Genomic DNA, 21,208 nt, shown 5'->3' with positions numbered 1-21,208 from the left:
AATTGCCGGGGTAAATCAAAGCGTCTGCCCTCGCTACGCGGAAAGCACCCCGCCCGCCACCCCGCACGCCGCCACCACCAGCCAGGGCGGCCACTTCCACGACATCAGCGCGACCAGCGCCACCAGGCCGAGCGCGAAATCCTGCGGGCGGTGGATCGCGCTGGTCCACACCGGCTGGTACAGCGCAGCCAGCAGCAGCCCCACCACCGCCGCGTTGATGCCGGCGAGCGCGGCCTGCATGCGCGCATCCCCGCGCAGGCGCTCCCAGAAGGGCAGCGCGCCCGCCACCAGCAGGAAGGACGGCGCGAACACCGCGAGCAGGCACACGATTCCGCCCACCCATCCGCCATAGCCGTCCTGCGCCGCGGCACCGAGGAAGGCGGCAAAGGTGAACAGCGGCCCCGGCACCGCCTGCGCCGCGCCATATCCGGCGAGGAAGGCCTCCCCGTCCACCCAGCCCGTCGGCACCACCTCGGCCTGCAGCAGCGGCAGCACCACGTGCCCGCCGCCGAACACCAGCGCGCCCGAACGGTAGAAGGCATCCACGCGCGCCAGCCAGCCATCGGGCTGCAGCGCGACGAGCAGCGGCAGGGCGGCGAGCAGCGCGAAGAAGGCCGCCAGCCACAGCCACCCCGAGCGCGGCCCCGGCGCACCCGTATTCGCCCCCAAGACCCCCGAGTCCGGCTCGGACACGCCCGCAAGTGGCACCGACACACTCGGAAGCGGCCCGAGGCCCCCCGCACGCGCGCCCGAGGAAGCCGCGCGCCGCGTCGCCGCCGAGGGCTCGCGCACCCCGGCCTCCGCCTGCGCTCTGAACAGCGCCAGCCCGGCCAGCCCCGCGAGCGCGATCACCCCGACCTGGGTCCACGCCGTCGGCAGCGCCAGCACCATGCACGCCGCGAGCGCCATCAGGGTGATGCGGGCGCGGCCGATGCAGAGCTTGCCCGCCATGCCCCACACCGCCTGCGCCACCACCGCCACCGCCACCACCTTCAGCCCGTGCAGCGCGCCCGACAGCAGCGCGTCGCCATGTCGTGCGAGACCGAGCGCGAAGAGGATCAGCGCGATCGCCGAGGGCAGCGTGAAGCCCGCCCATGCAGCCAGAGCACCACGGTATCCGGCGCGCTGCAGCCCGAGCGCCATGCCCACCTGGCTGCTCGCCGGGCCGGGCAGGAACTGGCACAGCGCCACCAGATCGGCATAGGCGCGCTCACCCAGCCAGCGCCGGCGCGCGACGAACTCGGCGTGGAAATAGCCCAGGTGCGCCACCGGCCCGCCAAACGACGTGAGGCCCAGGCGCAGGAAGATCAGGAAGACCGCCCAGGGGCTGTGCTCGACGTCTTTCGCTTCGTTCATGTCGGCTTTCACAGAAGTTGATCGGGTCTTGCAGGATGCTCGGAGCCGGCGTCATCAGGCGCAGGCGCACCCGCATCGACGAGGCCCGGTCGAGCATCACCCATCCCAGGCAAGGTACCGGCCCCCCCGTGGCGTTCACCCGAGTCGCAGGATGCGCACCGCGCCCGTCAGCACCACCGCGCCGATCACCAGGCCGATGATCCAGTCCGGCCACGCGCTGCCGGTCCACGCCACCAGCACGCCGGCGACGATCACACCGAGGTTGGCGACGACGTCGTTGGCCGAGAAGATGTAGCTCGCCTTCATGTGCACGCCGCCCTCGCGATGGCGGGCGATCAGCACCAAGCAGGCGACGTTGGCGGCGAGCGCGAGCAGCGCGATGCCCATCATGCCGATCGGCTCCGGCGTGGCATCGCCGACGATGCGACGCACGACCTCGGCAAGCGCGCCAAGGGCCAGCACCAGCTGCAGCCCCCCCGCCAGGCGCGCGGCACCCAGCTTGTAGCGCGCGGCCCGTCCTACCGCGTAAAGCGCGACGCCATAGACGGCGGCGTCGGCGAACATGTCCATCGCGTCGGCAACCAGGCCAGCCGAGCGCGCCCAGATTCCGGCGCCGAGTTCGACCACGAACATCACGGCATTGAGCGCCAGCAGGATCCACAGCACGCGGGCCTCGGCCGCGTCGTCGGCGGGCGCGGCGGGCGCGGCCTCATCGGCGGCGAGCGTATGCGACTCCGCCAGCTCGGCGCCGTAACCCAGCGGGACGAGACGGGCGAGGATCGCCTGCGGGTCGCCGTCGTGATCCACCGTCAGCCGCCGCCCGGCGAGGTCGAACGCCAGCGCCGCCACCGGCGCCTCGGCCAGGCGCAGGCGGATCATCTGCTCCTCGGACGGGCAGTCCATGCCGGGGATGCGAAACACGCTGCGCGTGCGCGCCTCGGCGGCCGCCAGCGGCTGCAGCCGCGGCTTGGGCGCCGCGCCACCGCACGTGCCACAACAGCCGCCCGCACCAAGATCTTCTCCATCCATCGAGGGCTGCTCGCTCAAAGCGGAGCTCCTAACGCACGACCGGCTTGCGGAACAGCGGCACGAGCTGCATGTCCGACTTCATCACGTGATCCACCAGCCATTTGCGCAGAAAGGCGGTGATCTCGCCGCTCTGCGCCTTGACACCTTCCACCCCGCCATCGGAATCCTCGAGCGTGGCGTGGATGCGCTGCACGAGGATGTCGAGCTCGGCCAGCAAGGCGCGGTGTTCGAGCTTGTGCTGGTCGAGGTGGAGGTAGCCGTAGGCGATCTGGATGCGCTCCTCGCGCTCGAAGTGGTCCTCTGCGTAGCGTCGCAGCTCGGTCAGCGCCAGCTCGACATTGCGCGGGTCGTCCGGAAAGCGCAGCACGAGCTCCACCGTGTTGATGAGCAGGATCAGGTAGCGGTGGTCGGCGTCGATGTCGTCGTGGCCAATGCGGAACTGCGGTCGCCAGAAGATGGGCATGGGAGTCTCAAGAACGGTTCAGGTGCGTGGAAACGCATCAGCATCGATTGTCGCCGATGCGCCGGCCGCGCACATCATGCGCGCACGCCGAGCCCCCCACCGCGACGGAAGACCAGGCTGAAGTTGTTCGCCGGCATGTCGACCACCGCCTCCAGCCCGAAGCCACAACGCCGGGCCTCGGTCTCCACCGCCTCCAGGTCGCGCACCGCGAAGCGCGCATCGACGCTGCGCAGCCATTCGTCGAAGTCGGCGTTGCTCGGCGCGGTGTGGGCGCCGCCGCGGCGATACGGGCCGTAGCAGACCACCACGCCGCCTTCCGGCACGACCGCCGCCGCGCCCGCAAACAGCGCCGGCGTGCTCTCCCAGGGCGAGTAATGCAGCACGTTGATCGCCACGATCGCGTCCGCGGCGGCGACCGGCCAGGGGGTGGCGGCGAGGTCGACGCACACGGGCGCCAGCAGGTTGGGCAGCCCGCTGTGCGCCACCCAGTCCGTGATCGAGGCCAGCGCCGCGGGGTCGGCGTCGCTCGGCTGCCAGCACAGCGCGGGCAGGTGGCGGGCAAAATGCACCGCATGCTCGCCGGTGCCGCTGCCGAGTTCCAGAACCAGCCCGTCGACCGGCAGCACGCGCTGCAGCACGGCGAGGATGGGGCCGCGGTTGCGCGCGGCGGAGGGGGAGAACTGGCGGCGGTCGAGGGTGGGCATGGGGCGCGGCGGGCAGGATGGAAGACGTCGCGATTATCGCCTGCTCCGGTTCGGCCAAGTGACGCAGGGATGCACGCCCGGAGGCTGAGATAATGACGCATCCCCTTCACCGCCCCACCCCACCATGACCACGCCCACCAAACCCCTCGCCGGCATCAAGGTCGTCGAGCTCGGCACGCTCATCGCCGGCCCCTTCGCCGCCCGCATCCTCGCCGAGTTCGGCGCCGAGGTGATCAAGATCGAAGCGCCCGACGGCGGCGACCCGCTGCGCAAGTGGCGCAAGCTCTACGAGGGCACCTCGCTGTGGTGGTACCTGCAGGCGCGCAACAAGAAGTCGGTGACGGTCAACCTCAAGCACCCCGACGGCGTCGAGGTGGTGCGCCGGCTGGTCGCCGAGGCCGACATCGTGGTGGAGAATTTCCGCCCCGGCGTGCTCGACAAGCTCGGGCTGGGCTGGGAGGCGCTGTCGAAGATCAACCCCGGTCTGGTCATGGTGCGCCTGTCGGGCTTCGGGCAGAGCGGGCCGATGGCGCAGCAGCCGGGCTTCGGCGCAATCGGCGAGTCGATGGGCGGGCTGCGCTACGTGACCGGCTTTCCCGACCGCCCGCCGGTGAAGACCGGGATCTCGATCGGCGACTCGATCGCCGCGCTGTGGGGTGCGCTCGGGGCGCTGATGGCGCTGCGCCACAAGGAAGTGAATGGCGGTGCAGGCCAGGTGGTGGATGTCGCGCTCTACGAGGCGGTGTTCGCGATGATGGAGTCGCTGGTGCCCGAGTTCGACGTGTTCGGCTTCGTGCGCGAGCGCACCGGCAACATCATGCCCGGCATCACGCCGTCCAACACCCACACCACCCGCGACGGCCGCCACATCACCATCGGCGCCAACGGCGACGCGATCTTCCGCCGCCTGATGCGTGCGATGGGGCGCGACGACCTCGCCGAGGACGCCACGCTCGCTGACAACGCCGGCCGCGACGCTCGCCGCGAGGAGTTGTACGCGCTGATCGACGCCTGGGTGGCGCAGCACGACGAGGCCGCGGTGCTGGCGACGCTGGCCGCCGCCGAGGTGCCGGCCTCGCGCATCTACTCGGTGGCCGACATGTTCGCCGACCCGCAATTCCTGGCGCGCGAGATGTTGCACACGGTGAAGCTGCCCGACGGGCGCGACTGCCGCATGCCGGGCGTGGTGCCGAAGCTGTCGGGCACGCCCGGCGGCAGCGAATGGATCGGGCCGGCGCTGGGCGCGCACACCGACGCGGTGTTGGCGGGCCTGGGTTACGACGAGGCCCGCATCGCCGCGCTGCGCGCAGCCGGCGCGATCTGATCCGGCAAACTCAATGCAGGCGCCCCGTGCAGGAGCGCCGCAAGGCGCGAATGCGGCGGAGGAGCGAGCGCCGTTCCGATCGGAGCCGCCCCGCTTCGCGGCACCCGCCCCATGCATTCAAGCCTGGCGCGGCACCCGGCCGACCAGCCCCCAGGCCACCGCGGCCGTCGCCACGCCCCAGAACCACATGCCGTTGGTCATCGGCAGCGGCGTCCCGTCCATGCTCGCGCCCAGCCACTGCCCCATCGCGAACGCCACCACCATCATCAGGAAGCCGCTCATCGCCGAGGCGGCGCCCGCCGCCTTCGGGAAGGGCCCGACCGCGCCCGCCTGGCCGCAGGGCTGGTGGATGCCGTGGCCGACCATGTAGATCAAGGCGGGGAGCAGGATCGGCCACACGCCCTCCAGGCCGGCCAGCCCGCCGAGCCCGAGCAGGCTGCCGCCCGCGAGCGAGAACACGCCGCCGATCGCCACCGTGCGCTGCACGCCGAAGCGCACGAGCAGGCGGCGGCACAACAGGGTCCCGCCAACGTAGGCGAGCACGATCACGAACATCAGCGCGCCGTACTCGATGCGCGACAGCTCCATCAGACGGATGAACACGAAGGACGAGGCCGCCAGCAGGGTGAACAGGCCGCCGTAGGTCGCCGCAGCCAGCAGCGCGAAGGCGAGGAAGGTGGGGTTGCGCAGGATGGTGATCCAGGTGCGCACCAGCGTGGCCGGGCGCAACGCATCCGGATCGGGGCGCTGCAGGGTCTCCTCGAAGCGCAGCGCGATCAGCGCCAAGGTGGCCGCACCGAACAGCGCCAGCGCCGACAAGGCGCTCCGCCAGCCGAAGAATTCGGCGAGCACGCCGCCGAGCGGAATGCTCAGGCAGGCGATCACGCCCAGCCCGGTGAGCCCCTTGCTGATCGCGCGCGCCCCGATCTCGGGGCTGTAGAGGTCGCGCACCAGCGCACGCGCGCACATCACCGACGCCCCCATCGCCGCGCCCTGGGCGATCCGCCACAGCAGCAGCGCCTCCATCGACCCGGCGAGCGTGCTGCCCACCGCCGCCACGACGTAGCTCGCCAGCCCGAGCAGGAGCACCGGCCGGCGCCCGAAGCGGTCCGAGATCGGTCCCCACACCAGCTGCGACAGGCCGAAGGCGAGCAGCAGGCCCGACAGCGTGAGCTGCGCCTGCGCCACCGAGGCGCCCAGGTCCTGGGTGATCGAGGGCAGCGCGGGCAGATAGAGATCGGTGGTGACCGGCTGGAGGCCGAGCAGCAGCGACAAGGCAAGGACGACGAAAGCGGTCGACATCGGGACTCCGAAAACGGGGACCAAGCCCGCGGAAGATACCGCCGGTGGCAGGACGAAGGGCAAAAAAAGATCGTCGCCGGGCATCCCTGCGCGACTCGCGCACGCGCCCCGGTCTCCCTCGCCTGCGCGCGCAGCCATTCGCAACCGCTCACCTGCAAGGCCGGAAAGCCAGACTGCGCCGCTCACTCGGCGTCGGGCTGGGCCTCGGGCGCGGCGCGCTGGAAAGCCTCCAGCCCGGCGCAGGTCTCCGCGATGCGCAGCACCGTCGGCATCGCCGCCAGCTCGCAGCCGAAGCGGCGGGCGTTGAAGACCTGCGGCACCAGGCAGCAGTCGGCCAGGCCGGGCGTATCACCGTGGCAGAACGCACCGGTACGCGCATCGCCGGCGAGCATCGCCTCCACCGCCTGCAGGCCGACGCCGATCCAGTGCCGGTACCAGGCGTTCTTCTGCTCTTCGCTGGCATCGAGCTCGCGCGTGAGGTACTGCAGCACGCGCAGGTTATTCACCGGGTGGATGTCGCAGGCGATCGCCTGCGCGATCGCACGCACGCGGGCGCGGTCGAGCGGCGCGGCCGGCAGCAGTGCCGGCTGCGGATGGCTCTCCTCGAGATACTCGATGATCGCCAGCGACTGGGTCAGCACCTGGCCCTGGTCCTCCAGCGCCGGCACCAGGCCGGCGGGATTGAGGCCCAGGTAGGCGGGCTGGCGGTGCTCGCCGCCGCCGCGCACCAGGTGCACCGGCACGGCCTCGTAGTCCAGGCCCTTGAGGTTCAGTGCGATGCGAACGCGATACGCGGCCGAACTGCGGAAGTAGGTGTAGAGCTTCACTTGCCTCAGCCCTTGCGCGCCGTCACCCGGTTCTCGATCGTGCCGAAGACGTTGCGGCCCTGGCGGTCGAACATCTCGATGCGGACGACGTCGCCGTCGCGCATGAAGGACGTGGCCGGCTTGCCCTGCTCGATGGTCTCGTAGGTGCGTACTTCGGCGAGGCAGCAGTAGCCGACGCCGCCGTGATCGATCGACGAGCCCCACAGGTCGCCCTGCTTGTTCGAGACCGTGCCCGAGCCGATGATCGAGCCCGCCTCGAGCTCGCGCGTCCTGGCGACGTGGGCGACGAGCTGGCCGAAGTCGAAGGTCATGTCGACGCCGGCCTCGGGCTTGCCGAAGAGCTTGCCGTTGAGGTGCACCACCAGCGGCAGGTGCACCTTGGCATCCCTCCAGGCTTCGCCGAGCTCGTCGGGCGTGACCGCGACCGGACTGAAGGCCGAGGCCGGCTTGCTCTGGAAGAAGCCGAAACCCTTGGCGAGCTCGTTGGGAATCAGATTGCGCAGCGACACATCGTTCACCAGCATCACCAGCCGGATCGCCTGCGCCGCCTCGGCGGGGGTGGCGCCCATCGGCACGTCGCCGGTCACCACCGTGACCTCGGCCTCGAAGTCGATGCCCCAGGCCTCGTCGGCCACCACCGCGTCACGCGGGCCGATGAAGCTGTCCGAGCCGCCCTGGTACATCAGCGGGTCGGTGTAGAACGAGGGCGGCATCTCGGCGTTGCGCGCCTTGCGCACCAGCTCGACGTGGTTGATGTAGGCCGAGCCGTCGGCCCACTGGTAGGCGCGCGGCAGCGGCGAGGCGCAGGCGGTCTGGTCGAAGGGCTGGGCGTCGACCGCGCCGCTGTTGAGCGCCTCATACACCTGGCGCAGCGGCGGCTCGCAGGCCTGCCAGTCGTCGAGCGCGGCCTGCAGGCTGCGGGCGATCGCCGGCACGGCACGGCAGCGGGTGAGATCGCGGCTGACGACGACCAGGGTGCCGTCGCGGCCGCCTTGCTTGAGGGTGGCGAGTTTCACTGGAACATCTCCTTGTAGCGGCCGTCGTGCATCCAGGCCGCGTGCCTGGGGGCCTTCTTGGTCTGCGCCCACTCCTCGAGCATGTCCCACTTGACCTTGTCGAGCGCCTCCAGCATGCCCGGGCGGTTCGTGTTGCAGGCGAGCTCGAGGCGGTGGCCGTTCGGATCGAAGAAGTAGATCGACTGGAAGAGCGCGTGGTCGGTGGGACCGACCACCTGGATGCCCTCGGACTCGAGGCGGGCCTTGGTGGCGAGCAGGGTCTCCATCGAGTCGACCTCCATCGCCAGGTGCTGGGTCCACGCCGGGGTGTTCTCGTCGCGGCCCATCGGCGCACGCGTGGGCAGCTCGAAGAAGGCGAGCACGTTGCCCATGCCGGCGTCCATGAAGATGTGCATGTAGGGATCGGGCTCGCCGGTAGAGGGCACGGCGTCCTCGGCGATCGACAGCACGAGCTTCATGCCGAGGTGCTTCTCGTACCAGCGCGCGGTCTCGAGCGCGTCCTTGCAGCGGTAGGCGACGTGATGGATCTTCTTCACGATCGGGGTCATTGCGGTCTCCTCGTCCTTGGTTCAGTGCCGAAGCTCCGTTGCGGCATTTCGGGAAGATAACGGAGCGCTCCGGTCCGGGCATCATCATTGCAGCGATCCCGCTCGCTGCACGTCGTCTGCAGCACGGCCACCATCGACCGGCTCGCGTAACGATCAGTCCTTTGCGACCACCCCTGCGCGAGCGATGCTCATCGCCTCGCGCAGCACCGCGATGTCGCCGATGTGGTTGGCGAGCAGCAGGATCAGGCGGGCGTTGACCATCTCGCTCTGCTCGTCGCTCAGATCACGGTGGGTCTCGATCAGGGCTTCGTAGAAATCGTCGCCGGGCGAGAAGGCACGGAAGTAGCGCTTGCCGGGTTCGAACAGGTTGGGCTGGGTGTTCAGGGCCATGACGGTCTCCTTCAGGCGTTGCAGGTGGCGCGGGCGACGGCGGCGCGCACGCGGGCCGGGTCGAGGGCGCGCCAGCGCGCGGCGACGTGCTGGTCGGGGCGGGCGAGGTAGGTGGTGCCGGGCTGCAGGTCGTAGCGCTCGCGGATGCGGCCCTTGGCGTCGATCAGCGTGCGCAGTCCGGCCGGCGCCCGGCCGCGCGCCGCGACCACGATCGGCTCCACCGGAATCGGCCCTTCCGCGAGCGACTGCAGCGCGGCCACGCTGGCGGCGTCGAGGTCGGCGGCGTCGGCCACGTAGTGCAGCAACTGGAAGCGGTCGCCGAGCACCTGCAGCAGCCAGGGCTCGCCGCCGACGGACTCGATCGGGGCGTCGTCCATCGGCGCGCCCGGCACCATGTTGCCGGCGAACACCGCATCGTCGGCGGTGTTGAGCCGCGAATCGACGAGGAAGCTCGGCACCGACAGGCGCCCGGAGTTGACCAGGGCGCGCGCGAAGGGATGGTGCTCGGCCAGGCCCAGCACCGCGTTGCGGAAGGTCCTGCTGGTGCGGCTCTTGGGCGTGATGAAGTCGGTCGAGCGCGTCGAGTTCATGATGTTCTCGTCCGCCGCGAAGCCGCGCTCGTCGCCGTAGGTGTCGAGCAGCGTGGCGGGCGCCTTGCCGTCCATCACCAGCGCGAGCTTCCACACCAGGTTGTCGGCGTCCTGGATGCCGGAGTTGGCGCCGCGCGCGCCGAAGGGCGAGACCTGGTGCGCCGAGTCGCCGACGAAGAGCACGCGACCGTGATTGAAGCGGTTCATGCGCCGGCACTGGAAGGTATACACGCTGACCCACTCGAGCTCGAACTCGCGATCGTCCCCGATCATCGCCTGGATGCGCGGGATCACGTTCTCGGGCTTCTTCTCCTGCTCCGGATCGGCCTGCCAGCCGAGCTGGAAGTCGATGCGGAAGACGTTGTCGGCCTGGCGGTGCAGCAGCACCGACTGGTTGGGATGGAAGGGCGGGTCGAACCAGAACCAGCGCTCGGTGGGGAAGTCCGCCTTCATGACCACGTCGGCGATGAGGAAGCGGTCCATGAAGACCTTGCCCTCGATATCCAGCCCGAGCATGGTGCGGATCGGGCTGCGCGCGCCGTCGGCCACCACCAGCCAGTCGGTGGTGAGCGTATAGGCGCCATCGGGCGTCTCCACGCGCAGGCTCGCCTGCTTCTCGCCGGGGGTGACCGCGATCACGTTGTTCCTGAAGCGCATCTCGAGGTTCGGGAGCTTGCGCGCGCGCTGCACCAGGTAGTCCTCGAGGTAGTACTGCTGCAGGTTGATCATGCCCGGGCGGTGGTGGTCGGGTTCGGGGCAGAGGTTGAAGTTGAATACCTCGTCCTCGCGGAAGAAGGTGCGGCCCACGTTCCACGACACGCCCTTCTGCACCATCTCCTCACCACAGCCGAGGCGGTCGAGCACCTCGAGGGTGCGCTTGGCGTAGCACACGCCGCGCGAGCCGATCGACACCGTGTCGTCGTTGTCGAGCAGCAGCACCTGCCGGCCCTGGCGGGCGAGGTCGATCGCGGTGCACAGACCCACCGGGCCGGCGCCGACGATCACCACCGGGTAGTGGCCGTCGCGCCCTTCGGCGATCTCGGGCGGACGGACGTATTCGAACTTGGGGTATTGGTACGTGCTCAGCACGGCGGTCTCCTCCGGGTTTGTTCGTGTGCGCCGGGGCCGCGTCTTGGCGCGCGGTCCTGCGGTGCGGTGCGGGGCGCCGCAGCCGGCGCCGGACGCTGCTGGAAATCAGGGGTGCGAGAGGCGCGGCGCCACACGACGCCCTGCCCGCTGCAGGCTCAGCCCTGCTGCAGCGCGTGCCACATCTGCTGGTCGCGCTCGGCGGTCCAGATGCGCGGATCGCGGATGCCGCTCGCCTCGTCGTGGGCGCGGGTGACGTCGAAGGGCAGGCAGTGCTCGTAGATGAAGACCTGGCCGAACTTCGGGTCCATGTTGGCGCGGGTGTGCGCCATCGTCGCCTTCAGGTCCATGCCCTTCGCGACCGCCTCCTGCGCGCTGCGGTACAGCGTGGAGACAAAATCGCGCGTGTAGGCGAGGCCGGCCTGGACCTTCTCCGGCGTCATCAGCGCCGGGCCGCGGCCGGGCACGAGCTTGGCGAAGTTCATCGCTGCCAGGTTGTCGAGGGTCTGCGGCCAGTCGGCGAGGTAGGCGTCGCCGGTGTAGCAGGCGGCGTCGGCCTCGACCAGGTCGCCGGAGAAGCAGATGTCCTGGGCGGGCAGATAGACGATGGTGTCGCCCTTGGTGTGGCCGCGGCCGAGCTGCTTGATGCGGACCTCGAGCTTGCCCATCCACACGGTCATCTCGCCACTGAAGGTCATGGTCGGCCAGGTCAGTCCGGGCACGCTCTCGACCGCCTGGAACAGGCGCGGGAAGCGGCCGATCTCGGAGTCCATGTCCTGCTGGCCGCGCTCGACGATGAGGTCCCAGGTGTCCTTGCTGGCGATGATCTGCTCCAGGCCCTCGGCCTTGTAGCCCGAGGCGCCGAGCACGCGCACCGCGTGGTAGTGGGTGAGCACCACATACTTGATCGGCAGGTCGGTGATCTCGCGCACCTTGGCGATCACGCCCTGCGCGGCCACCGGGGTGGCGGTGGCGTCGATGATCATCACGCCGTCGTCGCCGATGATCACGCCGGTGTTGGGGTCGCCCTCGGCGGTATAGGCATAGGCGTTTTCGGACAGCTTCTCCCAGCTGATCTTCTTCTCTTCGAGGTCGGCCTGGGAGGCGAATTTCTTGGTGCTCATGAGGGGAGGTCTCCGGTGATGTGCAGCGATGGATCCATACTAGTTGTGAGTTCGTTAATAGTCAATACGTTTGTTATAGGCAAATCTTCCGGATACGCGGCCAGTCCGGTGGACTGTTAAGATGCGCCGCGAATCCGGAGAGCAGCATGCAGGACATCCCTAATCCCTCCCCCTCGACCGCACGCGATGCGGCCGAGTCCGCCGCCGAGCGCCGCGGCATCCAGTCCATCGAGGTCGGCGGCAGCCTGCTGTCCGCCCTGGTGCGCGAAGGCAAGCCGATGATGCTGAAGGACCTCGCACGCGAGGCCGGCATGCCGGCGGCCAAGGCGCATCCCTACCTGGTGAGCTTCGGCAAGCTCGGCCTGGTGGAGCAGGACGCGCTCACCGGCCGCTACGGGCTCGGCCCGTTCGCGCTGCAGATGGGCCTGAGCGCGCTGCACGGCCTCGATCCGATCAAGGCGGCCCTGCCCGAAGCCGCCCGGCTCGCCGACGACATCGAGCTCAACGTGGCGATCGCGGTGTGGGGCAACCACGGCCCCACCGTCGTGCACATCGAGGAGTGCAGCCGCCAGATCCACATCAACATGCGGCCCGGCACGGTCATGACGCCCTTGCTGCTGTCGGCCACCGGGCGCGTGTTCGCGGCCTTCCTGCCGCAGCGCATCGTCGCCCCCGTGCTCGCCGCCGAAGCGGCTGCGGTGGGCGCCCCACCGCTGGAGATGTCCCCCGCCGACGTCCGGGCGGTGCTCGACGAGATCCGCACGCAGCGCCTCGCGCGCGCACTCGGCAATCCGATCCCGGGCATCCATGCGTTTTCCGCGCCGGTCTTCGACGGCGGCGGCCAGCTCGCGCTCGCGATCACCGCGATGGGACCGGTCGGCAGCGTCGATCCGGACTGGGAAGGCCTCACCGCATGCCGGGTGCGCGCGGCTGCGAAGGCGATCGAGCGCCGCCTCGGCAAGCAGGCGGCCTGAGCCACGTCAAGGCGGCCGACACCGGCGCGGACGGAGAATCGGCGCTCCCCAACGCCCCGGAGCGAGCATGTCCAGCGAACGTTTTCCCGCTTTCTTCGACCAGGTGCCACGCCTCGTGGTGCGCGATCCGCTCGCCGAGTTCCTCGGCGCCGCCGAGGGGGGCGTGCTCGAGTACGGCTACGCCGACGCGGTGCGCCTGGCCGGCCATTCCTGCCCGACGGTGGCCTCGGCCTACGCCCTCGCCCACCACGCGATGACGCGGCTCTTCCCCGGCGCATTGCCCGTGCGCGGCATGGTGCAGGTGGGCTTCCAGCATCCTCTCGACGAGGGCGTGACCGGCGTCGTCGCCGCGGTGGTCGGGCTCCTCACCGGCAGCGCCCAGGACGGCGGCTTCAAGGGCATCGCCGGGCGCTTCGTGCGCCGCAACCTGCAGCGCTTCGGCGAACCGCAGCCGCTCGCGCTGCGTTTCAGCCGCAGCGACACCGGCGCCTCCGTGGACGCTGCCGCCGAACTGGCAAAGGTGCAGCCCCACCCCGAGATGGCCGAGCGCATGGGCCGCTGCATGCGCGGCGACGCCGACGCCGGCGAACTGCAGCGCTTCGGACAGCTGTGGCAGGACCGCGTCCGGCGCGTGCTCGTCGAGCACTGGGACGACCCCGAGGTGTTCCACTTTTCCGGCTGATCGGCCGGCTTCAGCCGCCCAGCCCGTCCCACAGCAGCTTGGCGCCGCACGACCGGGCGAAGGGCAGCACGCGCGGTCCTTCGCCGGTCGCGGCGACCGCGGTGCGCCGGCGCAGCAGGCGGTCGGCAACGAAGGCGAGCACGATCAGCCCGAGCACGAGCTTGACCATGCGGTCGGAGAGCACGCCGCAGAGCAGCGTCCCCGCGCCGATGCCGAGCAGCGCGGCCGGGATCAGGTGGCGCAGATCGCCCCGGTCGGCCTTGCCGCGCCACACCCGGATACCGACCATGTCCATCGCGCTCAGGATCGGCAACACCACCGCCACTGCGTCGCGCGGCGGGATCCACATCGACATGAAGGGCACCGCCAGCCCGCCGAGCGCCCCGCCCAGCCTTGGAGATGCCGGTGAGCAGGATGGCGAGGCGGTGACGAACCAGCCGAGGGCGTCCATCGCCGGGCAGGCGCGGGGGCGATCAGCTCAGGCGGAGGGCGATGTATTGCAGCGCGAGACCGTAGCCGTGCACGCCGAAGCCGGCCATGACCGCCTCGGCGACGTCCGACAGGTAGGAGTGGTGGCGGAAGGGCTCGCGCTTGTGCACGTTGGAAATATGCACCTCGACGAAGGGGATCGCCACCCCGGCGAGCGCGTCGCGGATCGCCACGCTGGTATGGGTGTAGGCACCCGGATTGATGAGGATCCACGCGACGCCCTCGGTGCGCGCAGCGTGGATGCGATCGACGATCGCGCCCTCGTGGTTGCTCTGGAAGCACAGCAGCTCGATGCCGAGCGCCTCGCCCTGCGCGCGCAGGCCGTTCTCGACGTCGGCAAGCGTGGTCGCGCCGTAGATCTCGGGCTCGCGGGTGCCGAGCAGGTTGAGGTTGGGGCCGTTGATGACGAGGACCTTGGGCATGGGGGGCGCGCTCCGGGCGGCGGGTAGAAAAAAGGCGGTCCGCGGACCGCCTTTCGCAAATCGCTTCAGCGCAGAGGATATCAGCGCGGCAGCAGGCTCTCACCCATCAGGAACTCGTCGACCGCACGGGCACACTGGCGGCCCTCGCGCCTTGCGGGCCGGTCGGCCCGCAATCGTCAACTCTCCCCTCGTGGGCGATTCGCCTATCGGGGCAACAAGCTCTCACCCATCAGGAACTCATCGACCGCACGGGCGCACTGGCGGCCCTCACGAATCGCCCACACCACCAGCGACTGTCCGCGGCGCATGTCGCCGGCGGCGAAGACCTTGGGCACGTTCGTGGTGTAGCTGCCCGCACCGTCGGTGCTCGCCTTGGCATTGCCGCGGGCGTCCTTGTCCACACCGAAGGCTTCGAGCACGCCGCCCACCGGCTGGGTGAAGCCCATCGCGAACAGCACCAGGTCGGCCTTGATCTCGAACTCGGAGCCCGGCACCTCGGACATCTTGCCGTCCTTGAACTCCAGGCGACAGGCCTTGAGCGCCTTGACCTTGCCGTTCTTGCCGATGAACTCCTTGGTGGCGACGGCGAAGTCGCGCTCGCAACCTTCCTCGTGCGAGGACGAGGTGCGCAGCTTGGTCGGCCAGTAGGGCCAGGTCAGCGCCTTGTTCTCCTGCTCGGGCGGCATCGGCATGAGCTCGAACTGGGTCACGCTGGCTGCGCCGTGGCGGTTGGAGGTGCCCACGCAGTCGGAGCCGGTGTCGCCACCGCCGATCACCACCACGTGCTTGCCCTTGGCCGAGATCGGATTGGGCTTGTCGCCGGCGACCTGCTTGTTCTGCGGGATGAGGAACTCGAGCGCGTAATGCACGCCGCCGAGCTCGCGGCCCGGCACCGGCAGGTCGCGCGGGATCTCGGAGCCGCCGGCGAGCACCACGGCGTCGAAGTCCTGCTTGAGCTGCTCGGCGCTGACGACCTGCTTCGCATCATTGACGATGCCGGCGGGCACATTCTGCGCGCCGACCAGCACGCCAGTGCGAAACACCACGCCCTCGGCCTGGAGCTGCTCGACACGGCGGTCGATCAGCGACTTCTCCATCTTGAAGTCGGGGATGCCGTAGCGCAGCAGGCCGCCGATGCGGTCGTTCTTCTCGAACACGGTGACGTCGTGGCCGGCGCGCGCGAGCTGCTGCGCGGCCGCGAGGCCGGCCGGGCCGGAGCCGACCACGGCGACCTTCTTGCCCGTCTTGACCTCGGCCGGCTGCGGCACCACCCAGCCCTCTTCCCAGGCCTTGTCGATGATCGCGTGCTCGATCGACTTGATGCCCACCGCGTCGGTGTTGATGTTCAGCGTGCACGCCGCCTCGCAGGGTGCGGGGCAGATGCGGCCGGTGAACTCGGGAAAGTTGTTGGTCGAGTGCAGCACCTCGATCGCCTCGCGCCAGTGGCCGCGATACACGAGGTCGTTCCAGTCCGGGATGATGTTGTTGACCGGGCAGCCGTTGTTGCAGAACGGGATGCCGCAGTCCATGCAGCGCGCGCCCTGGACCGACGCCTGCTCGTCGGTGAGGCGGACGACGAACTCCTTGTAGGTCTTCAGGCGCTTGTCGACCGGCTCGTAGGCCTCGGACAGACGCTGATATTCCATGAATCCGGTGGGCTTGCCCATTTATGCGGCCTCCTTCTCAGCTTCGCGCTGCTGAGCCATCTCGGTCAGCGCGCGGCGGTACTCGTGCGGGAACACCTTGACGAACTTCTTCCGCCAGAGGCCCCAGTTGTTCAGGATCTCGCGCGCACGCACGCTGCTGGCGAAGCGGACGTGGCGCTCGATCAGGCCCTTGAGGATGAGCTCGTCGCCCATCGTCAGGTGGTCGATGTCGACGCGGCCGTGGGACTCGAGCTCGTCGCCCGACTCCGAGCCCTTGCGCGCGGCGATCTCCTCGGGCAGCGGCTCGAGCGCGACCTGCGCCATGTTGCAGCGCTGCTCGAACGTGCCGTCCTCGTCGAGCACGTAGGCCACGCCGCCCGACATGCCGGCGGCGAAGTTGCGCCCGGTCTCGCCGAGCACGACCACGGTGCCGCCGGTCATGTACTCGCAGCCGTGGTCGCCCACGCCCTCCACCACCGCGGTGGCGCCGGAGTTGCGCACCGCGAAGCGCTCGCCCGCGACGCCGGCGAAGTAGACCTCGCCCTCGGTCGCGCCGTAGAGCACGGTGTTGCCGACGATGATGTTCTGCGGCGTGTCGCCGCGGAACTCGGCCTTCGGGCGCACGATGATGCGGCCGCCCGAAAGGCCCTTGCCGACGTAGTCGTTGCCCTCGCCCACCAGCTCGAGCGTGACGCCGCGCGCCAGGAAGGCGCCGAAGCTCTGCCCGGCGGTGCCGTTGAGGCGGATGTGGATGGTGTCGTTGGGCAGGCCGGCATGGCCGTAGCGCTTGGCCACCTCGCCCGAGAGCATCGCGCCCACGGTGCGGTTGATGTTGCGCACCGGCAGGTCGATGTTGACCTTCTCACCCTTCTCCAGTGCCGGCTTGGCGAGCACGACGAGCTGCCTGTCGAGTGCCTTGTCGAGGCCGTGGTCCTGCGTCTCGCGATGCAGGCGCGGCACCTCGGCGGGCACGTTGGGCAGGTAGAAGATGCGCGAGTAGTCGAGGCCCTGCGCCTTCCAGTGCGCGATGCCCTTCTTCATGTCGAGCAGGTCGGCACGGCCGATGAGCTCGTCGAAGGTCCGCACGCCGAGCTGCGCCATCAGCTCGCGCACTTCCTCGGCGACGAAGAAGAAGTAGTTGACCACGTACTCGGGCTGGCCCGAGAAGCGCGCGCGCAGCACCGGGTCCTGGGTGGCGACGCCGACCGGGCAGGTGTTGAGGTGGCACTTGCGCATCATGATGCAGCCCTCGACGACGAGCGGCGCGGTGGCGAAGCCGAACTCGTCGGCGCCGAGCAGCGCGCCGATGACGACGTCGCGGCCGGTCTTGATCTGGCCGTCGACCTGCAGGCGCACGCGTCCGCGCAGGCGGTTGAGCACCAGGGTCTGCTGCGTCTCGGCCAGCCCGAGCTCCCACGGCGAGCCGGCGTGCTTGATCGAGCTCCACGGGCTCGCACCGGTGCCGCCGTCATGGCCGGCAACCACGATGTGGTCGGCCTTGGCCTTGGCCACGCCCGCCGCCACCGTTCCGATGCCGATCTCGGACACCAGCTTGACCGAGATGCTCGCGGCCGGGTTGGTGTTCTTGAGGTCGTGGATGAGCTGCGCGAGGTCCTCGATGGAGTAGATGTCGTGGTGCGGCGGCGGCGAGATGAGGCCAACGCCCGGCACCGAGTGACGCAGGAAGCCGATGTACTCCGAGACCTTGTGGCCGGGCAGCTGGCCGCCCTCGCCGGGCTTGGCGCCCTGGGCCATCTTGATCTGGATCTGGTCGGCGTTGACCAGGTACTCGGTGGTGACGCCGAAGCGGCCCGAGGCCACCTGCTTGATCGCCGAGCGCAGCGAGTCGCCGGCGTTGAGGTCGAGGTCGCGCGCGATGCGCTTCTCGCCGATCACCTGCGACAGCTTGATCGCCTCGGTCAGCGGCTTGAAACGCATCGGGTCTTCGCCGCCCTCGCCGGTGTTCGACTTGCCGCCGATGCGGTTCATCGCCACCGCAAGCGTGGTGTGCGCCTCGGTGGAGATCGAGCCGAGCGACATCGCGCCGGTGGCGAAGCGCTTGACGATCTCCTTGGCGGGCTCAACCTCGTCGAGCGGCACCGGGGTGAGCGCGGCCTTGAGCTCGAACAGGCCGCGCAGCGTCATGTGGCGGCGGCTCTGGTCGTTGATGATCTTGGCGTATTCCTTGTAGGTGTCGGCCTTGCCCGAGCGCGTGGCGTGCTGCAGCTTGGCGATCGCGTCCGGCGTCCACATGTGCTCCTCGCCGCGGATGCGGAAGGCATACTCGCCGCCGGCGTCGAGCATGTCGTGCAGCACCGGGTCGGTGCCGAAGGCGGCCTTGTGCAGGCGGATGGATTCTTCCATCACCTCGAACACGCCGATGCCCTCGACCTGGCTGGTGGTGCCGGTGAAGTACTTGTCGAGCAGCGCCTGCTTGAGGCCGACGGCTTCGAAGATCTGAGCGCCGGTGTAGGACATGTAGGTCGAGATGCCCATCTTGGACATCACCTTCATCAGGCCCTTGCCGATCGCCTTGACGAAGTGCTTGACGTACTTGGCCGCGGTCTCGGCGTCGTCGGCCAGGTGGGCCAGGGTCTCGAGCGCGAGGTAGGGATGCACGGCTTCGGCGCCGTAGCCGGCGAGCACCGCGAAGTGATGCACCTCGCGCGCCGAGCCGGTCTCGACCACCAGGCCGGTGCGGGTGCGCAGGCCCTTCTCCACCAGGTGCTGGTGGATCGCGGACAGCGCCAGCAGCGCGGGGATGGCGACGCGGTCGGCGGCGAGCTTGCGGTCGGACACGATGAGGATGTTGGTGCCCGCCAGCACCGCGTTCTCGGCGTCGGCACACAGCGAGGCCAGGCGCGCCTCGACGCCCTCGTTGCCCCACTCCGCCGGGTAGCAGATGTCCAGCTCGGCGGAGCGGAACTTGTTCTGCGTGTAGCGCGCGATGTTGCGGATCTTGGCCATGCCCTCGAAGTCGAGCACGGGCTGGCTCACCTCGAGGCGGAAGGGCGGGTTGATCTCGTTGATCTCGAGCAGGTTGGGGCGCGGGCCGATGAAGGACACCAGCGACATCACCATCTGCTCGCGGATCGGATCGATCGGCGGGTTGGTGACCTGCGCGAAGAGCTGGCGGAAGTAGTTGAACAGCGGCTTGTTCTTCGAGGACAGCACCGCCAGCGGCGAGTCGTTGCCCATCGAGCCGGTGCCTTCCTCACCTGCCTTGCCCATCGGCTCGAGGATGAACTTGATGTCCTCCTGCGTGTAGCCGAAGGCCTGCTGGCGATCGAGCAGCGGCGCGACGCGCTCGTCGGCGGCGGCGGTGTCGAGCACGGCCGGCGCCTCGAGGGTGTCGAGCTTGATGTTGATGCGGCGCAGCCAGTCGGCGTAGGGCCTGGCGTGGGCGAGCGACTCCTTGATCTCCTGGTCGCCGATGATGCGGCCCTGCTCCATGTCGATCAGGAACATCTTGCCGGGCTGCAGGCGCCACTTCTTGACGATCTTGCTGTCCGCGATGGGCAGCACGCCGGACTCGGAGGCCATCACCACGAGGTCGTCGTCGGTGATCAGGTAGCGCGCCGGACGCAGGCCGTTGCGGTCGAGGGTGGCACCGATCTGGCGGCCGTCGGTAAAGGCCACCGCCGCGGGGCCGTCCCAGGGCTCCATCATCGCCGCGTGGTACTCGTAGAAGGCGCGGCGCTTCTCGTCCATCTGCGTGTGCGACTCCCAGGCCTCGGGGATCATCATCATCATCGCGTGGGCGAGCGAGTAGCCGCTCATCACCAGCAGCTCGAGCGCGTTGTCGAAGGAGGCCGAGTCGGACTGGCCGGGGTAGATCAGCGGCCAGATCTTCTGCAGGTCGTCGCCGAGCAGCGGCGAATGCACGCCCTTCTCGCGCGCGCGCATCCAGTTGTAGTTGCCGCGCAGGGTATTGATCTCGCCGTTGTGTGCGATGTAGCGGAACGGGTGGGCGAGGTTCCACTTCGGGAAGGTGTTGGTCGAGAAGCGCTGGTGCACCAGCGACAGCGCCGACACCGCACGCGCATCGCGCAGGTCGGGGTAGTACTCGCCGACCTGGTCGGCGAGCAGCAGGCCCTTGTAGTTCACGGTGCGTGCCGAGCACGACACCATGTAGAACTCCTTGGCGTGCTTGAGCTTGAGCGCGCCGATGGCGTTGGCGGAGCGGCGGCGCACGACGTAGAGCTTGCGCTCGAGCGCCTCGGTGACCATGACGTCGGGACCGCGGCCGATGAAGATCTGGCGGATCATCGGCTCCATGGCCTTGACCGTGGGCGACATCGGCATGTCGCGGTTGACCGGCACGTCGCGCCAGCCGAGCACGACCTGGCCTTCGGCCACGACCGCACGCTCGATCTCCTGCTCGCAGGCGAGGCGCGAGGCGGCTTCCTTGGGCATGAACACCATGCCGACGCCGTACTCGCCGGGCAACGGCAGGGTCACGCCCTGCGCCGCCATCTCCTCGCGGTAGAGCTGGTCGGGGATCTGGATCAGGATGCCCGCGCCGTCGCCCTGCAGCGGGTCGGCCCCCACCGCGCCGCGATGGTCGAGGTTCTTCAGGATCTCGAGGCCCTGCAGAATGATGTCATGACGTTTCTCGCCCTTGATGTGGGCGATGAAACCCACGCCACAGGCATCGTGTTCATTGGCGGGGTCATACAGACCCTGCTTTTGGGGCAGATCCATCTTCGATTCCTCAAACGACACTCAAGATCACGTGCTCGGGGTCGGACGAAATCGGCCGAAAGGCCGTCGCCGACAAACCGAACGCGCACAAAAAAGCCGGGCGCGCGCGCACCGGCTTTGTAGTCTGCACCAATCTGGTGCAGAAACAGCGATTCCACAGGGTCGAAGGGCGACCTTTTCAGGCCTCATGCACCATTTTGGACACTACCGTCCTGTTCGCTGCGGTCGAAAAACTATACCCCCCAAAGCTCGCCGGATTCAACAGTTTTTTTGCACTGCGGCACGCGACGAAAACACCCGCCGGGCGGCCTCTCCGAGACCCCGCAGTCGCCCCCCGCAGCCGAATGGCACCGCGACGCTCGGCTTGCCCGTGGGAGCGACGCGAGTCGCGATTCGGCGAACCCGATGTGCGGCGCGCAAACGAGCGCCGCGGGGGCTCGCATGCATGGATCGCGACTCGCGTCGCTCCTACGAAAACCACCGCCCACCCCGCCGCCGCGCCCGATGCGCGCCATGGTGCTCGGCTTGCCCG

Annotated in this window: 18 protein-coding genes; 3 read left to right on the top strand and 15 right to left on the bottom strand. The window is 69.4% G+C overall.

What is annotated here, in order from left to right:
- Positions 1–33: 33 nt before the first annotated feature.
- From ACZ5PP_RS16560 to ACZ5PP_RS16545, 4 genes are all read right to left on the bottom strand, one after another.
- Complete coding sequence (locus ACZ5PP_RS16560; protein WP_004299437.1) at positions 34–1,356, bottom strand: chromate transporter; 1,323 nt, start codon at positions 1,354–1,356, stop codon at positions 34–36.
- Between the two features lie 135 nt (positions 1,357–1,491).
- Positions 1,492–2,403 carry a cation efflux transmembrane domain-containing protein gene (locus ACZ5PP_RS16555; RefSeq protein WP_012584679.1) on the bottom strand — a complete coding sequence of 304 codons (912 nt, stop codon included), beginning with the start codon at positions 2,401–2,403 and terminating at the stop codon, positions 1,492–1,494.
- Between the two features lie 10 nt (positions 2,404–2,413).
- A complete protein-coding gene (locus tag ACZ5PP_RS16550; protein WP_004299441.1) occupies positions 2,414–2,848 on the bottom strand; it encodes a bacteriohemerythrin in 435 nt (144 codons plus the stop codon).
- 74 nt (positions 2,849–2,922) lie between these two features.
- The gene (locus tag ACZ5PP_RS16545; protein WP_004299443.1) at positions 2,923–3,552 is read right to left on the bottom strand and encodes a DUF938 domain-containing protein; all 630 of its coding nucleotides are present in this window, start codon (positions 3,550–3,552) and stop codon (positions 2,923–2,925) included.
- A 124-nt stretch (positions 3,553–3,676) separates the two neighbouring features.
- Between ACZ5PP_RS16545 and ACZ5PP_RS16540 the strand changes: the two genes are divergently transcribed.
- A complete protein-coding gene (locus ACZ5PP_RS16540) occupies positions 3,677–4,876 on the top strand; it encodes a CaiB/BaiF CoA transferase family protein (protein WP_004299445.1) in 1,200 nt (399 codons plus the stop codon).
- Positions 4,877–4,993: 117 nt separating this feature from the next.
- Here the strand turns inward: ACZ5PP_RS16540 and ACZ5PP_RS16535 are convergent, their stop codons facing one another.
- The 7 genes from ACZ5PP_RS16535 to ACZ5PP_RS16505 all read right to left on the bottom strand — a co-directional run bounded on the left by ACZ5PP_RS16535 (position 4,994) and on the right by ACZ5PP_RS16505 (position 11,759).
- Positions 4,994–6,178: a Bcr/CflA family efflux MFS transporter gene (locus ACZ5PP_RS16535; RefSeq protein ID WP_004299447.1), complete on the bottom strand. Its 1,185-nt coding sequence runs from the start codon at positions 6,176–6,178 to the stop codon at positions 4,994–4,996.
- A 182-nt stretch (positions 6,179–6,360) separates the two neighbouring features.
- Positions 6,361–7,005, bottom strand: coding sequence for a maleylacetoacetate isomerase (maiA, locus tag ACZ5PP_RS16530; RefSeq protein WP_004299448.1), 645 nt, complete (start codon positions 7,003–7,005; stop codon positions 6,361–6,363).
- Between the two features lie 5 nt (positions 7,006–7,010).
- Complete coding sequence (locus ACZ5PP_RS16525) at positions 7,011–8,021, bottom strand: fumarylacetoacetate hydrolase family protein (protein WP_004299449.1); 1,011 nt, start codon at positions 8,019–8,021, stop codon at positions 7,011–7,013.
- The gene (locus ACZ5PP_RS16520) at positions 8,018–8,569 is read right to left on the bottom strand and encodes a VOC family protein (RefSeq protein WP_004299450.1); all 552 of its coding nucleotides are present in this window, start codon (positions 8,567–8,569) and stop codon (positions 8,018–8,020) included. Before ACZ5PP_RS16520 ends, ACZ5PP_RS16525 begins: the two co-directional genes overlap by 4 nt.
- A gap of 153 nt (positions 8,570–8,722) precedes the next feature.
- Positions 8,723–8,959, bottom strand: a complete 237-nt coding sequence (locus ACZ5PP_RS16515; protein WP_004299452.1) for a DUF2783 domain-containing protein — start codon at positions 8,957–8,959, stop codon at positions 8,723–8,725.
- Between the two features lie 11 nt (positions 8,960–8,970).
- Positions 8,971–10,638 carry an FAD-dependent oxidoreductase gene (locus ACZ5PP_RS16510; RefSeq protein ID WP_004299454.1) on the bottom strand — a complete coding sequence of 556 codons (1,668 nt, stop codon included), beginning with the start codon at positions 10,636–10,638 and terminating at the stop codon, positions 8,971–8,973.
- A 155-nt stretch (positions 10,639–10,793) separates the two neighbouring features.
- Entirely contained in the window at positions 10,794–11,759 is a 966-nt protein-coding gene (locus ACZ5PP_RS16505; RefSeq protein WP_004299456.1) for an MBL fold metallo-hydrolase, read from the bottom strand.
- Between the two features lie 146 nt (positions 11,760–11,905).
- On the opposite strand from ACZ5PP_RS16505, the gene ACZ5PP_RS16500 reads away from it, so the two are divergent.
- Entirely contained in the window at positions 11,906–12,733 is an 828-nt protein-coding gene (locus ACZ5PP_RS16500; protein WP_004299458.1) for an IclR family transcriptional regulator, read from the top strand.
- A 67-nt stretch (positions 12,734–12,800) separates the two neighbouring features.
- Positions 12,801–13,415: a hypothetical protein gene (locus ACZ5PP_RS16495; protein ID WP_004299460.1), complete on the top strand. Its 615-nt coding sequence runs from the start codon at positions 12,801–12,803 to the stop codon at positions 13,413–13,415.
- A gap of 10 nt (positions 13,416–13,425) precedes the next feature.
- On the opposite strand, the gene ACZ5PP_RS16490 is transcribed toward ACZ5PP_RS16495, so the two are convergent.
- From ACZ5PP_RS16490 to ACZ5PP_RS16475, 4 genes are all read right to left on the bottom strand, one after another.
- Positions 13,426–13,866: a sulfite exporter TauE/SafE family protein gene (locus ACZ5PP_RS16490; RefSeq protein ID WP_245537126.1), complete on the bottom strand. Its 441-nt coding sequence runs from the start codon at positions 13,864–13,866 to the stop codon at positions 13,426–13,428.
- A gap of 22 nt (positions 13,867–13,888) precedes the next feature.
- Positions 13,889–14,326 (bottom strand): type II 3-dehydroquinate dehydratase, encoded by a 438-nt coding sequence (gene aroQ / locus ACZ5PP_RS16485; protein WP_004299468.1) that lies wholly within the window; start codon positions 14,324–14,326, stop codon positions 13,889–13,891.
- A 203-nt stretch (positions 14,327–14,529) separates the two neighbouring features.
- Positions 14,530–15,993 carry a glutamate synthase subunit beta gene (locus tag ACZ5PP_RS16480; protein ID WP_004299478.1) on the bottom strand — a complete coding sequence of 488 codons (1,464 nt, stop codon included), beginning with the start codon at positions 15,991–15,993 and terminating at the stop codon, positions 14,530–14,532.
- The gene (locus ACZ5PP_RS16475) at positions 15,994–20,676 is read right to left on the bottom strand and encodes a glutamate synthase-related protein (RefSeq protein ID WP_004299489.1); all 4,683 of its coding nucleotides are present in this window, start codon (positions 20,674–20,676) and stop codon (positions 15,994–15,996) included.
- Positions 20,677–21,208: the final 532 nt, after the last annotated feature.

It is taken from the genome of Thauera sp. DNT-1 (assembly GCF_055393985.1).
Note: the sequence above shows the minus strand (reverse complement) of the source record. Positions and strands in the feature narration are given on the sequence as shown.